Raw genomic sequence first — 14,278 nt, 5'->3', positions numbered from 1 at the left:
GTGAATGACTAAGTAAACCTGATTCCGTAAACCTAATTCCGTAAACCTAAGTCGTTAGAAACGATAACTCATGCCAAAGTTTACCCCTTGTAGCTCGAGCTCTTTCATTGGCACATATTGGTATTCGAGGTTTAGCCCAAAGCCCGAGCGAAAACGATATTGCCAACCGACCGCGCCGTAAAAGCCCACATCGTCTGAATCCATCTCTTGCTTATCCATCTCATAACTCACTTGGGTGTAAGCCGCACCGAGTTTGGCGTACAGACTATTACCACGGGAGAGCGCATATTCGCCGTAGGCGGTAGCTCTAACACCTTGGAAGCGTAAATCTTTTATCTCGCTGAATGTACTAATGAGCGCACTGGCCACACCACCTGAGCCCGTTAAATACCCTGCTTCAACACCAAAGTTGTCGTTAAGCATATAGCAATAATACAAGTCGCTGGTGAAGGTATCGCCAGCATCATATTTGCCGCTCTTCGTTTCAAATTCCTGAGTGCCGTAGCCTAAGCTGCCACCTAACACATGGGGAGAATCGCCGGCATTCGCCTTACCCACGACAGAGCCCGCTAATAGCGCGAACGACAATAACCAAGTATTAATTGTTAAGTATTTCATATTGTTTAAATTCAGTATGCAGATGTAGGCACATCATAACCTTTGCACCTGTATCAGGACTGAACCCGAGTGCATTGTGGTAACGGGGGGGATTTCTGGTATGCTGTAGCCACTTTTTACTTGCATGAGATCCCCCATGAAAAAGTTATTATTGACGCTGACTTTCCCCCTGCTCTTCGTGGGCTGCGCGAGCCAAAATCCAACTCATATGGCATTTAGCCCTCAGGTTCCCGATATTAGCCAACAGACCAACAGACCCGTACAGATCTCATTGGATACCATTGATACCCGTAACGTTGAGTACGTGGCACGTTTTATCGAAGAAGGCACTAAGACTCGCCTTGTCGGCCCAAGTGAGCCACCTAAATTATTGCTCGATGAAGTTTTCCGTAACGGTTTTACCCAAGCGGGCTACCAGATTGACCCAAGCGCGACCAACTCAGTGCAAGTTCAGTTAGAAGAACTGCAAATGGATGTCACCAAAAAGACCTTCGGTTACGAGGCCAAACACAGTGTGTTGATTGCCGTGCAAGCCCGTAATTCCAGTCAAGAATTGGTCAAACGCTATAAAGCCAAGGGCACTTTAAAAGGCCCGTTAACGCCAGACTTTGCCACTCTTGAGCTGGATATGAACAAGTTACTCGGTCAACTCACAGGGGAAATTTTAAATGACCCTGAGTTAAACCAGTTCCTGCAACAATAATAGTGCTAATCGGTAATTAATAAGGAAATCATAATGTTTCGTTGGATATCTGCACTCTTAGTTCTCTGTGCCAGCTATAGCAGCTGGGCGGCAATCGACATTCAACCCGATACCTTGTATCCCCAAGTCGAGTTTGATACTAGCCTAGGTAAGATTGTGGTCGAACTCGATAGAACCCGCGCACCGATTACCGTCGATAACTTCCTAACCTATGTGGTCAAAGGCGAGTACAACAACACGATTTTCCATCGCATTATCAGTGACTTTGTCGTTCAAGGCGGCGGGCTAAACCCACAATTAGAAGAGCTTCCAGCGGGCAAGCCTATTGTTAACGAGTCTGGCAACGGCCTATCTAACAGCATGGGCACTATTGCGATGGCGCGCGACAACGATCCCCACTCGGCTACTCGCCAGTTTTACTTCAATGTGGCGGATAACACTAAGCTGGATCCATCAAAACGTCGTTGGGGTTATGCAGTATTTGGTGAAGTGATTGAGGGCAAACAAGTGCTGGAAGCCATGGCCGTGGTCGAGACCACTACCAATGCGAAACTCAATTGGCCCGATGTGCCCGTGACACCTATCATATTGAAAACAGCTAAATTACTGCCGAAAAAATAATCGAAAAAATTTGAGCAAAAGCCCTAATCCTCTGTCTATACTCAAAAAGCAACAGAAAGGAGGCAAGGGTGACGATTGAAGAATTTATCGATAATAAAGCGCCCCAGCTTGCTATGTATGGCAAAGCATTTTTGAGTGACGAGCTCGATTTCCATGAAGTCCAGCTCTATCTTTGGGACACACTCGAGGAATGGCAATTACTCATTCCAAGTAGTGAAGCGCAAACAGAAACAGAAACCGTGTTTTGGCATTTGCTCCATAGCTTTAACAAGTGGCCAGACTGGATGATCCGTGGCAATCAGTACCTGTGTCAGCAGTTGCATGCGTGCTGTGACTTCCTTAGTTTGGGAGGCCAAATGCCCTCGGGGTGCATTGGTGTTCGACCTTGAGCAATACACTCGCTAAAGACTCAGCTTGCTGGGTCTTTTTTATTTTCAGTCCTTTCGGACAGAAACCCAGCGAGCATCAAAAGGATACGCATTAATCCTTGAATCCCACCGCATCTTCCCCGTAAGCTAGGCGGATTCGACTCCTCGGCCCATGCTTATGTTCGTAATCGGTTTAAATCGACGCCTCTTAGAATTCTTCAGCGTTTACTACCATAAGCGTGTGTTGATACTGCTGTTACTCGGCTTTTCTGCCGGCCTGCCATTAATGTTGGTCTTTTCAACTTTGTCTTTTTGGCTACGGGAAGCGGGAGTCGACCGCACTTCTATCGGGTATTTCAGTTGGATAGCCTTGGCTTATGCCTTCAAATGGGCTTGGTCACCCTTGGTGGACAGATTATCTCTGCCCATACTGACGCGCTTTTTAGGCCGGCGACGCAGTTGGATGCTGTTCGCCCAGCTGTTGTTGGTCGGCGCGATTTTGGGCATGTCCTTTAGCGACCCACTGCAAGATCTCGAGCGCTTGGCCGTATTTGCCCTGATGGTCGCCTTTGCATCTGCCACTCAAGATATTGTGATTGACGCCTTTCGTATCGAATCAGCCCCCGAAAAAATGCAGGCCGCGCTTGCCGCCGCCTATCAGGTGGGCTATCGCAGCGCCATGATTGTGGCGACCGCTGGTGCACTGAGCATCGCCGCTTGGGTGGAGCCCGGCAATACCGAATATAACTTGCTAGCTTGGCAAACTTCCTATTTGGTGATGGCTGGACTGATGTTTGTCGGGGTGTTAACAACGCTTTTTAGCCGCGAGCCACAGGTCGATACTCGCGCCGCCGATGAAACCGAATTAGCGGTAAAACAACGCTTGAGCGAGCGTTACCCCAAGCCGCTTGCGGCGAGCCTCTCATGGATTTATACCGCCAGCATACTGCCCTTTATCGACTTTTTTAAACGCTATGGTCGCAGCGCCATTTTGATTCTATTGCTGATTTCTTGCTATCGCATTTCGGATATTGTGATGGGAATTATGGCCAACGTGTTCTACGTGGACATGGGATTTAGCAAAGAAGAAATTGCTTATCTGAGTAAGATCTACGGTCTTATCATGACCTTAGTTGGCGCAGCCTTCGGCGGTATCCTATTAGCCCGCTTCGGCACCATGAAGATTTTATTCCTTGGTGCCCTCTTGGTCGCCGTAACCAATCTACTATTTGCCTGGCAGGCGATGATTGGTTATAACGTCCAATTTTTAACCTTTGCGATCTCGGTCGATAACTTTAGTGCCGGTATTGCCACCGCCGCCTTTATCGCTTATCTCTCGAGCCTCACCAGCAGCGGCTATAGCGCGACCCAATATGCGCTGCTCTCCTCGATTATGCTGCTCTTCCCTAAATTTATTGCTGGCTTCTCGGGCGCCTATGTTGATGCCTATGGCTATGTGAACTTCTTTGTCGCCGCCAGTGTGATTGGTTTTCCCGTGTTGCTGCTTATTCATTTAGTGAATAAATACGTACCCCATGGCAGCAAGGACGACGCCGAATCCTAAGCAATAAAAAAGCCCTTCGCTGATAGCGAAGGGCCTTTGAATATCTATCAGCACATCGATTCAAAGTGAATCAAATGCTGGCTAGGTTTTGCGATTAATCGCGGAAGTTATTGAACTGGAAAGGCTGACCCAGATCCGCTTGACGCACTAACGCCATCACAGCTTGTAAATCATCGCGGGCTTTACCCGTTACACGCACTGTGTCGCCTTGGATCTGAGATTGCACTTTAATCTTGCTATCTTTGACCATCTTAACGATTTTCTTGGCGATATCCGTCTCGATCCCTTGCTTAAAACGTACTTTCAGGGAGAAGGTTTTGCCACTGTGAACCGACTTTTCGTCGACATCCATAGTCGAAGGCTCAACGTTACGCTTGCTCAATTGGGTACGCAGAATATCGACCAACTGCTTGCACTGGAAATCATCTTCCGCGGTGAGAGTCACCACATGATCTTTATATTCGATGCTGGCCTCTTTACCGCGAAAATCGAATCGGCTGCTGAGTTCACGGCGGGAGTTTTCGACCGCGTTACGTAATTCAACCTCATCCACTTCAGACACAATATCAAATGAAGGCATAGTTGCCGCCCCTTAGGTGATTGTAAATGCCCATAGTTTACCGACTCCCTCCCCCAAGTTGAAGGTTAACTTTACCCCAGCAAGATAAAACTCGGGTTATGGATGACTTTGGCGGCACATTTTCCTATTATGGCGTCACACTAAGATAATCAAATTGTATTTGTGATAACTAAAAACACCCTATTCAAATTGGCTTTAGCCGTAGCCTTTGTCGTGATCAGTTATCTGGTGTTTTCCAGACCAACCTATTCGCAAAGTATCCCCAATATCGATAAGGTAGGCCATCTTGGGAGCTTCTTCTGCCTCTCTTATCTGACCTTTCTCGCCTTTCGCCCCAAGTGGTATTGGCTCTCGCTGGTGCTTGCCGCATACGCGATTTTGATTGAGCTAGTGCAATCGCGTTTACCCTACCGCAGCGCCTCTGTGGGCGACGTGTTAGCGGACTTTGCTGGTATCGCTTTGTTTTACTTCTGTCTTTGGGCCTATCGAAAATACTTTAGCGCCGCCCAACTCAAGGAAGAATAATGTTCGGCCAAGGTGCGTCATCGGCTATGGAGTCTCAAGTCACCGATATTGCAATTTTAGGTGCTGGCGCCGTAGGACAATTGATTTGCCATCAACTGCATTCGGCGGGGTTAGCCGTAGGCTTGATAGCGCGTGAGGCCTCTGCATCCACCACTGAGACGAATTGGCAAGACTTAGTGTTTTGCCCTCTGTCATCAACGGATGCCAATACCGACTCAGTGTCATACCGAGTGCCTACATTTAGTCTAGACGGCACAAGTTTGCAGCAGATAAGGCTGTTAATTGTGTGCGTCAAGGCTTATCAAGTCGTTGATGCTATTAGCCCTTTACTCGACAAACTCTCGCCCCAGTGCCATATCTTGTTATTGCATAATGGCATGGGTCCACACTTGGTACTGGCGCCCAAATTACAGGGTCGCGGCTTAAGCCTAGGTACTACCTCCCAAGGCGTGTTGCGCCAGTCCCGCTGGCAAGTCAAACAAACTGGCCAAGGCTTAACCCAGTTTGGCCACTTTACGGGATCCGCATTACCGCAATCACTGCGTGATGGCCTGCTCAACGCTATCCCGAGCAGTGAATGGGTTGAGGCAATCATCCCGAGTCTTTGGCAAAAGCTTGCGGTAAACGCCGCGATTAATCCCCTTACCGCCCTGCATCAATGCCCCAATGGCACCTTGGCTCAAGCACAATTTACCCAGACCATAGCCAGTATCTTAGATGAGCTGGTCGAGGTGGCCGCCCACGATGGCATTGAGCTGGATAGACAAATGCTTGAGGAGCGCGTGTACCGGGTGATTGAACTCACGGCCGCAAACTTCTCGTCGATGCACCAAGATGTAGCACACCATAGGCCAACCGAGATTGAACAAATTAGTGGTTATATTTGCGACCGCGCCAACGCGCACGGTTTAAGTGCAGCCACCAATGCCCAAATGTGCCAAGCCATTAAACAGCTGTCGGCGATAACATAACAAGCTTAATCAATTCATTCAATTGATTTTAAATGGATTTAACCCTAATCAATCGAGCTAAATTAAACTCGGTGATATTCCAGCATCTTTAAATGCACTCGAATTGGCATTTTGATGCTAAATGCACCATCAAAGCGCACCAAATCAGGGCATAATCATCTGTTTTTGCACTCTTTTGCAGCAAAAATTCGGTCTATTTGAGTGCGTCATATTGTTAACATAATGATAATAAAAACATTATTGTTATGGCCTGATTCCTGCTTTGCTCATCCCACTTACGCCTGAAGTTCGTTGGAGAATAAAGTTGAAACTCATCACCGCTATTATTAAACCCTTCAAAATTGATGATGTACGTGAAGCGCTGACGCAACTTGGCATCCACGGTATGACAGTGACCGAAGTGCGTGGCTTTGGTCGCCAGAAGGGACATACAGAGCTGTATCGCGGCGCCGAATATGCGGTCGACTTTCTCCCCAAAATGAAGCTCGAAATCGCCATCCATTCCGAGCAGGAAGATGCGGTCATCGAAGCCATTGTTGCCGCCGCCCACACGGGTAAAGTTGGCGACGGCAAGATATTCGTCACCCCACTCGAACAAGTGATCCGTGTACGCACCTCGGAAGAAGGGAGTGATGCGATATGAGCCAACAGACAGCCGCACTTAACGCTAAGTTCGCTCTGCCAAACACCCGTTATTCAACATTGGGTTATCAGGCATTATTGGCTCTGCTCGCCAGCGGCTTTGCGGGCTCGGCTTTGGCCGATGAGGCGCAGCTCAGCGGCGCCAATACAGCATGGATTTTAAGCTCATCAGCTCTCGTCTTATTGATGACACTTCCAGGACTGGCACTGTTTTACGGTGGTCTGGTGCGCAGTAAAAACGTACTCTCGATTTTAATGCAGTGTTTTTCTATAGCTGCTATCGCCTCTGTACTGTGGTTTGTGGTGGGTTACTCCATCGCCTTCGATACCGGCAACGGTTTTATCGGTGGGCAGGGCAAAGCTTTTCTCGCCAGCATTGGTCGCGACAGTGTCAGCGGGGATATTCCTGAACCTCTGTTTATGCTATTCCAAATGACCTTCGCCATTATCACGCCTGCGCTGATTATCGGTGGCTTTGCCGAGCGGATGAAGTTCTCCGCCGTGCTGATGTTTTCAAGCGCTTGGTTGCTGTTAGTCTATGCACCCATCACCCACTGGGTGTGGGGCGGCGGCTGGTTAGCCGAACTTGGATTGTATGACTTTGCTGGCGGCACAGTCGTACACATTACCGCAGGGGTGGCGGCACTGGTGGCAGCAAAAGTATTAGGGCCGCGTAAGGGATTCTTAAACTCGGCCATTATGCCCCATAACTTGACCATGACAGTAACAGGCGCGGGCATGCTGTGGGTGGGCTGGTTTGGCTTTAATGGCGGCAGCGCCTTAGGCGCCAATGGCACTGCAGCCATGGCGATACTCGCGACCCATTTAGCCGCGTCGATGGGCGCCATTACTTGGGCGGGTATCGAGTGGTATAAATTCGGTAAGGCCAGTGCACTCGGTATCGTCACTGGTATGGTGGCAGGCCTTGGCACTATCACTCCCGCATCGGGTTATGTCGGCCCTGCTGGCGCGTTAGTGATCGGTTTTCTTGGCGGTGTGGTTTGCTTCTTTTCAACTGTCTACATTAAACAAAAGCTTAAGATTGACGACTCGCTCGATGTGTTCCCAGTACATGGTGTCGGGGGCATTCTCGGTACTTTGCTGGCGGGGGTATTTAGTTCGACTCAGCTTGGGATCTTCAGCGGTTATGGTTTTGCCAGTGTTAACCCCACTATGCTCGACCAACTCGGTGCGCAAGCGATTGGGGTTATTGCCACCTTGAGTTACACCGCCCTGGTGTCTTGGTTGTTGTTTGTGGTCATTGGCAAAATCCTCGGCGGACTTCGTGTCAGTACCGAACAGGAAGTGAATGGCCTCGACCTTTCCGAACATGAAGAAACAGGCTACAGCCTATAATACTGGCCTCGCAAAACTGACCGTCAAGGGCATGTCTGCCCTGACGGTTATTAACTAGTTATGCTCTTTAAGCCACAGTTCCAGCTCATTTAATTTCATCGGCTTAGCGTATAAATAGCCCTGCAAGAAGTGCACATCACGACTGATTAAATAGTCCGCCTGCTCTTGGGTCTCCACGCCTTCGGCCACGGCCACATAATTCATCTTATGGCAGAGTTCGATGATGGTATCCAGCACATGGGAGGTCACCGAATCTTGGCCTATGGTATCGATAAAGCATTTATCGATTTTAAGATAATCCAGCGTAAAGGTTTGCAGCAGCGACAAGGTTGTCTGCCCAGTGCCGAAATCATCAATCGCCACCAGAATGCCCAGCTCACGCAGCGCCGCGATTCGCTCACACATATCCACCGTTAATAGTTGCCGCTCGGTGATTTCGATTAACGGCTGCACGCCAATTTCGGCAAACGCATCCCTAAGGTAACGAAACTTAGCCTCGATATCGCTTTGGATAAAATGCTCGGGCGCCACGTTAAAGCCAATCCTAAAATCTGTGGTTAACTGCAATTGGCTAAAATCCGCCAAGGCGCGCTCAAAAATATAATTGGTCAAAGGAACTATTAATTGGCTTTCTTCGGCGATGGGAATAAACAAATCGGGTCGTACTAAGCCCATTTGCGGATGCTGCCAGCGCACCAATGCCTCGACACCTTTGGCCTTACCGTCTTCACTGCTTACAACGGGTTGGTATACCAAGAAAAACTCTTGGTTCTCGATACCACTTTTTATGTCATCGGCTAGCGAATGACGCCCATTACGCTTCCACAACAGTAGGCTAGATAAAACGAACAAGGTGAAAATCAGTGGTAATAACAGGCCAAAGGCAATCCAATAAAAGTGCCAAAACAGCGCCTTAGAGATCTCCAGCAGGATGACGAAATCTTGGTGGACCTCAAATTTATCCCCAGCAAACACAGTAATCACTTCATTACCGCTAAACTGTGGCGCCGCTGGCAAGGTCGCACCATGCAAACCTAAGACAACGGTTTTTACCGCGCGGGGAAATACATCGGGTTGAATAAAGCTATCAATCAGATATTGACCTTCGAATATCACAACCGCGCCGTATTGCGTTTGTTCATTCTTAAAGGTGGTGATAATGGCTGGCACGCCCGGTCGCGCTGGCGTTTCCGGCACTATATGTTGCGAACCATCTTTGAGTCTATCGACGGGCAATAGAGTATTCAGGGGTAAATTGAGGTTCCCGGTTGTCGAGGAGCAGTAAAATGACTTGTCATTGAAGAGTAACACGCCCCGAAAATAAGGCCGAAAACGCATGTATTCAGTTAACTTGCCACAATCCTCTTCGGTTAGGTTCATGGCATATTCACCTATCTGATCCGACAGCTTTAAGATGGCCTCTAAACGCTCTAGGTTGAACTCGCCAATCTCAGTCGCCTTGTTATGTGCCAGATAAGCCGCGATAAAATAGCTAAAAACAAAAGCGAATACGACGGGTAACAGCAGTAAGAACAACCACTTTTTTAAAAGTAATTCGAAGAGAGAGGCAAAGTTACGCATCGACGCTTGGATAAGATTTGAACGGTTTGGCATAGTAACAAATCCCTTTCGAGTAAATTGTTAATTTTTGCATCAAGGATATTTAGCATAGATAAGGAGAATGAGACATAAACTATAGGGTATTTCTGTGAGCTATGTTTTTGATAATTAAAAATATAAGCCTTTATGACTAATCTCTTTGGTCGTAACCGCAGTCATAATCAGCCTTACTCCCACATCACGAGTATTGCCGCGAGCGCGATCAAGACTAGGCCAAGCAGCTCTTTTATTTTTACTTTTTCCTTAAGCCAGAATGCGGAAATCAACATCATAAAGAAGATTTCCACTTGGCCTAAGGTTTTAACATAGGGCACGGCCTGCAAAGACATAGCACTAAACCAACCAATGGAGCCAAAGCAGCTGGCGGTACTCGTCAGCAAGGTTAACTTAGGACGTTGGATTAAGGCGCTGAGAGTGGCTTTATCCTTCAAGACTAAATAACCGACTAACACTAAGGTTTGTAGACATATCACCAAAAGCAATACCCAAGCGGCGTTATGGGGAAAGCCGACATTTAACCTTAGGCTTGCTTCCCTCACCCACAGAGAGGTCAGTGCAAAGGCACTGCCGCTAGCAATACCAAGGAGCACAGTGCTTAAGGACAACTGCCTAAGCCCTTGCTTGGCACTCAGTAAAAACACGGCAACGCCACCTAAAATTACCCCAATCCAACCGAGTAACGATAAATGAGTGCCAAAAAAGAAGGTGCCTAATATCGCGGCGACAATGGCCTCACTCTTGGCAAGCCCTGCACCGATGGCAAAATTTTGTTGTTGAAACAATTTAACCATCAAGCCAGTCGCGAGGATCTGCATCATGGAGGCACCGACAATAAAGCCGATAAACTCCACCGTAAAACGTGGTAATCCCACATTATCCCAAAGATATAACAGCCCAAGATACAAGGCCGCAATCGGGCCAGCCCAAATAAACCGCGCTAAGGTGACGCCCGCCACCTTAACCTCTTTACTCAGTTGGCTCTGAAAGGCATTACGCCACGCCTGCATAAACGCGGCTAATAAGGTAAAGAAAATCCACATTCGAGCCATCCTGTCACTGCCAGACCGCACTCTGACATGGGTTATGCGCTAATTAGAGCCAACATCATAAACACAAGGTATTGATATCGCTATGGAGAAAATTTCACCCAATAAAAAGCCCCGAACGATTCGGGGCTTTTTAGTTGATAAGGTTAAACCAAGCTTACTTGCTGGTATCTATCGGGTCGAAGGATTTGACTAAATCATCAATCGCCTTCATCTGTTTCAGATAGTTTTCTAACTGATGCAGTGGCAGCGCACATGGGCCATCACATTTAGCGTTATCTGGATCTGGGTGAGCCTCAATAAACAGACCCGCTAAGCCTAATGCCATGCCACTACGGGCTAATTCAGTCGCTTGAGCACGACGGCCGCCCGCCGAATCGGCACGACCACCGGGACGTTGCAATGCGTGGGTGGCATCGAAAATCACCGGATAACCGGATTGCTTCATCTCGTCCATACCCAGCATATCGACCACGAGGTTGTTGTAACCGAAGCACGAACCACGTTCACACAGGATAATCTCGTCGTTACCGGCTTCGTTAAACTTAGTGATGATATGGCGCATTTCGTGTGGCGCTAAAAACTGCGGCTTTTTCACGTTGATGATAGCGCCCGTTTTCGCCATGGCGACAACGAGGTCTGTTTGGCGCGCTAAGAAAGCTGGCAGCTGAATAATATCAACCACTTCAGCGACAGGCGCACATTGGTAAGTCTCATGCACATCGGTGATTAATGGCAGATTGAAGGTCTTTTTGATTTCTTCAAAAATCTTTAAGCCTTCTTCCATGCCAGGACCACGGTAAGAGTTAACAGAAGAGCGGTTAGCCTTGTCGAACGACGCCTTGAAAACATAGGGAATACCCAGTTTTTGTGTCACTTCGGCATAGGTTTCAGCAATCGACATAGCGAGATCGCGAGACTCAAGCACATTCATGCCACCAAACAACACGAAAGGTTTATCGTTAGCGATCTCGATTGAACCTAGGTTTATGATTTTATTACTCATCGCAACTTCTCTCTAAAATGCTGGAACCTTACCAGCGCTGAACAGGAGCTAAGGCAACTATACCGCGACGGCCTGCAGTAACTGACCGCAGAGCCACGCCATATAAGTGCCTAGCGCATAACCAAATACGGCTAACAATACCCCTACAGGGGCTAAAGCTGGGTGGAACGCCGCTGCCACAACTGGCGCCGATGCAGCCCCACCTACGTTTGCCTGACTGCCCACGGCCATATAAAACAATGGAGCCTTAATTAATTTAGCAATCAATAACATAAAGCCAGCGTGCACTATCATCCAAATAATGCCCACTAAAAAATATAGCGGCGTATCAAGCACCTTGCTTACATCCATATGTAAACCAATGGTCGCCACCAAAATATACAAGAACGCCGACGCTACCTTAGAAGCCCCCGCCGCCTCTAAATGGCGCATAGGGCTAAAGGACATGGCTAAACCTATGGTGGTCACAATCACCACTAACCAGAAGAACTTAGAGGTTAAGCTGTAATCCTCAGTCCAAGGATAGTTGGCCTCAAAATAAGGACCGAGGAAATCGGCGGCAATATGGGCCACGCCCGTGATCCCAAATCCGACAGCCACAATCAGCATCAGATCACGCAGGCTTGGAATACGCGCATTTTCAGCGTGATACTGCTCAACCTTGTTCTTTAAGGTCTCAATTGCTGAGGTATCCGCACCTGTTTTGGCATCAATTTCCTTGGCTTTTGACGCCATAAACAACAATACCGCCATCCAAATATTGGCCACAATCACATCGACTGTCACCATCACAGAGAAGATATTGCCGCCCACTTCATAAATTTCTTTCATCGCGGCTTGGTTGGCACCGCCGCCAATCCAACTCCCTGCGAGGGTTGTCATGCCGCGCCACACCGCATCAGGGCTATCGACACCAATCAACGATGGCTCGATAAAGGACACCACGAGCAGTGCAATCGGCCCGCCAATCACAATGCCGACTGTCCCAGTTAAAAACATGACCACCGCCTTAGGCCCCAGTCCTAAGATGGCTTTTAAATCCACACTTAAAATCAATAACACCAGACAGGCGGGCAATAGGTAGCGCGAGGCCACATAGTAAAGCTGCGATGTCCCACCATCGATCACCCCAAAGGTATTCAACAATGATGGCAAGAAATAGCAGAGTAATAACGCTGGGATAAAACGGTAAAACTTTTGCCAAAATGGATGACTACTACTGCTGGTATAAAACACAAATCCCAGAATCGTTGCCAATATTCCCAGCGCCACCGCGTCATTGGTGACTAATGCCGTGCTTGCCATGTGTATTCTCCCTGTTTGGTACAGTTGTTATTGTATTTATGCTAAAAACTGCCGTTTGCAGTTAGTGGGCAAACTTCCCATTCGCCCCATTTATTGTTGTTTTTTAGAAAAACAAGGAGAGCCTGTTAGGCTCTCCTTTAAGATTTAGTGATAGATTTCAGCGTGTTCACTGAGCTCTTTGAGCTGCATTTTGACGATTTCGATAACAGGATCATGCGGGCTGTTATCGACAAAGTGTTGCAGATCGGCCGCCGCGACATTGATACAACCCAGTTGCTGGGCGATAAAGGCGCGCTCCCGATTTAGGTGCACATCATCAGGGTGCCACTGTAACAGCAAGTTGCAACATTCCATCGCCGCCTCAAATTGATGCGACACGATACACCCCGCCTTAAGCTCATGCAGCATGCGCGAAATCAGCTTCTTCACCGACGCCGCCTTTAAGTAGCTTGGTTTAAGCTCGGCCGCGTTACCCAGCTCACCGCGCACTAGCACATGGAGCTGATGTTTCGTCAACTCTTTGCCCGTCAGCGGATCGTGATAACGCAAAACGCCAGCAATGTTACTGCGAAGCACGGTATTACCCGGTAAGAGTAAGGCTTCGAGCTCTAAATCGAGCTGCTTGGCTAGTAGTATCAAAACCGTCGCCAGTGTGGTGCTATTACCCTGTTTAGTGATAAGACAAGTGCCTAAGTCCGCCGCTTCGGTACTGAAGTAATTGTCGCGGACACAAAAACCTAAGTCCTGATAAAACCAATGCAGCAACGCATTTAAGCGTTGCTGTTGATCCACTAGGTAATGACTTAATACGGCTCCCGCCAATTCAAACCAAGCCCATTTCGCCGCTTCGAGGTTTGAAAATCCAAGGTGAGCACCTACATCCAATGCCGACTCGGGCAAAGAAATGCCATCTTGCAGATTGTATTTACCCATTAACCCAATAATACCGCTTGTTTAAAATGCGCCAATTTGGCGGCGTAAACTAACCAACCTAATGCACCTAAAAAGGCAAAAACTTTGAACAATTTGTTTCTGTTCGCTTTTATCGCAATCACGCCCAAGGCAATATACGCGAGCACGGCGCCAATCTTTTCGGTCAACCAAGGGTCCACAAAAGGATATTGCTTGATCATAAAGCACAGGGTTAAGCCCGACAGCAGTAAAAAAGTGTCGATAACATGGGGCGCGATTTTGAATACTTTCTTGCCCATCAGTGCTGACTGACGTAAATGCAACACAAAACGAACGACAAAAAACAGCACACTCACGGCAATTAAGGTTAAATGCAGGTGCTTAACAGCAGGATAAAGACTGTAAAAAGTTTCCATTGTGATACTTATGGCCAGTGACAAA

The 14,278-nt window shown here is 48.0% G+C and carries 16 protein-coding genes; 8 read left to right on the top strand and 8 right to left on the bottom strand.

The window, feature by feature from the left end; genetic code table 11:
- Nucleotides 1-54 precede the first annotated feature (54 nt).
- The gene (locus tag K0H60_RS04225; RefSeq protein ID WP_220057367.1) at nucleotides 55-618 is read right to left on the bottom strand and encodes a porin family protein; all 564 of its coding nucleotides are present in this window, start codon (nucleotides 616-618) and stop codon (nucleotides 55-57) included.
- A 136-nt stretch (nucleotides 619-754) separates the two neighbouring features.
- Here K0H60_RS04225 and K0H60_RS04220 point away from each other — a divergent pair, with 136 nt between their 5' ends.
- From K0H60_RS04220 to K0H60_RS04205, 4 genes are all read left to right on the top strand, one after another.
- Complete coding sequence (locus K0H60_RS04220) at nucleotides 755-1,321, top strand: YajG family lipoprotein (protein WP_041408859.1); 567 nt, start codon at nucleotides 755-757, stop codon at nucleotides 1,319-1,321.
- Nucleotides 1,322-1,354: 33 nt separating this feature from the next.
- Complete coding sequence (locus tag K0H60_RS04215) at nucleotides 1,355-1,942, top strand: peptidylprolyl isomerase (RefSeq protein WP_011625277.1); 588 nt, start codon at nucleotides 1,355-1,357, stop codon at nucleotides 1,940-1,942.
- Nucleotides 1,943-2,010: 68 nt separating this feature from the next.
- Nucleotides 2,011-2,331, top strand: coding sequence for a hypothetical protein (locus K0H60_RS04210; RefSeq protein WP_011715936.1), 321 nt, complete (start codon nucleotides 2,011-2,013; stop codon nucleotides 2,329-2,331).
- Between the two features lie 151 nt (nucleotides 2,332-2,482).
- Nucleotides 2,483-3,874 (top strand): AmpG family muropeptide MFS transporter, encoded by a 1,392-nt coding sequence (locus tag K0H60_RS04205; protein WP_220057366.1) that lies wholly within the window; start codon nucleotides 2,483-2,485, stop codon nucleotides 3,872-3,874.
- A 94-nt stretch (nucleotides 3,875-3,968) separates the two neighbouring features.
- Here K0H60_RS04205 and K0H60_RS04200 read toward each other — a convergent pair whose 3' ends face one another.
- Entirely contained in the window at nucleotides 3,969-4,454 is a 486-nt protein-coding gene (locus tag K0H60_RS04200) for a YajQ family cyclic di-GMP-binding protein (RefSeq protein ID WP_011715934.1), read from the bottom strand.
- A 162-nt stretch (nucleotides 4,455-4,616) separates the two neighbouring features.
- Between K0H60_RS04200 and K0H60_RS04195 the strand changes: the two genes are divergently transcribed.
- The 4 genes from K0H60_RS04195 to K0H60_RS04180 all read left to right on the top strand — a co-directional run bounded on the left by K0H60_RS04195 (nucleotide 4,617) and on the right by K0H60_RS04180 (nucleotide 7,948).
- On the top strand, nucleotides 4,617-4,979 hold the full coding sequence (locus K0H60_RS04195; RefSeq protein WP_011623900.1) for a VanZ family protein: 363 nt from the start codon (nucleotides 4,617-4,619) through the stop codon (nucleotides 4,977-4,979).
- A complete protein-coding gene (locus K0H60_RS04190; RefSeq protein WP_220057365.1) occupies nucleotides 4,979-5,950 on the top strand; it encodes a ketopantoate reductase family protein in 972 nt (323 codons plus the stop codon). The genes K0H60_RS04195 and K0H60_RS04190 overlap by 1 nt, the downstream gene beginning before the upstream one ends.
- 304 nt (nucleotides 5,951-6,254) lie before the next feature.
- Nucleotides 6,255-6,593 (top strand): P-II family nitrogen regulator, encoded by a 339-nt coding sequence (locus K0H60_RS04185; protein WP_023268492.1) that lies wholly within the window; start codon nucleotides 6,255-6,257, stop codon nucleotides 6,591-6,593.
- Nucleotides 6,590-7,948, top strand: coding sequence for an ammonium transporter (locus K0H60_RS04180; protein WP_258405790.1), 1,359 nt, complete (start codon nucleotides 6,590-6,592; stop codon nucleotides 7,946-7,948). The genes K0H60_RS04185 and K0H60_RS04180 overlap by 4 nt, the downstream gene beginning before the upstream one ends.
- A 54-nt stretch (nucleotides 7,949-8,002) precedes the next feature.
- Here K0H60_RS04180 and K0H60_RS04175 read toward each other — a convergent pair whose 3' ends face one another.
- The 6 genes from K0H60_RS04175 to K0H60_RS04150 all read right to left on the bottom strand — a co-directional run bounded on the left by K0H60_RS04175 (nucleotide 8,003) and on the right by K0H60_RS04150 (nucleotide 14,253).
- Entirely contained in the window at nucleotides 8,003-9,562 is a 1,560-nt protein-coding gene (locus K0H60_RS04175; RefSeq protein ID WP_220054719.1) for an EAL domain-containing protein, read from the bottom strand.
- 173 nt (nucleotides 9,563-9,735) lie between these two features.
- Nucleotides 9,736-10,608: a DMT family transporter gene (locus K0H60_RS04170; RefSeq protein ID WP_220057364.1), complete on the bottom strand. Its 873-nt coding sequence runs from the start codon at nucleotides 10,606-10,608 to the stop codon at nucleotides 9,736-9,738.
- A 163-nt stretch (nucleotides 10,609-10,771) separates the two neighbouring features.
- Entirely contained in the window at nucleotides 10,772-11,620 is an 849-nt protein-coding gene (gene kdsA / locus K0H60_RS04165; protein WP_011625269.1) for a 3-deoxy-8-phosphooctulonate synthase, read from the bottom strand.
- A gap of 57 nt (nucleotides 11,621-11,677) precedes the next feature.
- The gene (locus K0H60_RS04160; RefSeq protein WP_220057363.1) at nucleotides 11,678-12,925 is read right to left on the bottom strand and encodes a DUF819 family protein; all 1,248 of its coding nucleotides are present in this window, start codon (nucleotides 12,923-12,925) and stop codon (nucleotides 11,678-11,680) included.
- Between the two features lie 144 nt (nucleotides 12,926-13,069).
- Nucleotides 13,070-13,858, bottom strand: a complete 789-nt coding sequence (locus tag K0H60_RS04155) for a transglutaminase family protein (RefSeq protein WP_220057362.1) — start codon at nucleotides 13,856-13,858, stop codon at nucleotides 13,070-13,072.
- The gene (locus tag K0H60_RS04150; RefSeq protein WP_011623908.1) at nucleotides 13,858-14,253 is read right to left on the bottom strand and encodes a SirB2 family protein; all 396 of its coding nucleotides are present in this window, start codon (nucleotides 14,251-14,253) and stop codon (nucleotides 13,858-13,860) included. The genes K0H60_RS04155 and K0H60_RS04150 overlap by 1 nt, the downstream gene beginning before the upstream one ends.
- Nucleotides 14,254-14,278: the final 25 nt, after the last annotated feature.

Source organism: Shewanella mangrovisoli, from assembly GCF_019457635.1.
GTDB classification, from domain to species: Bacteria; Pseudomonadota; Gammaproteobacteria; order Enterobacterales; family Shewanellaceae; genus Shewanella; species Shewanella mangrovisoli.
This window is presented reverse-complemented; position numbering and strand designations above follow the sequence as displayed.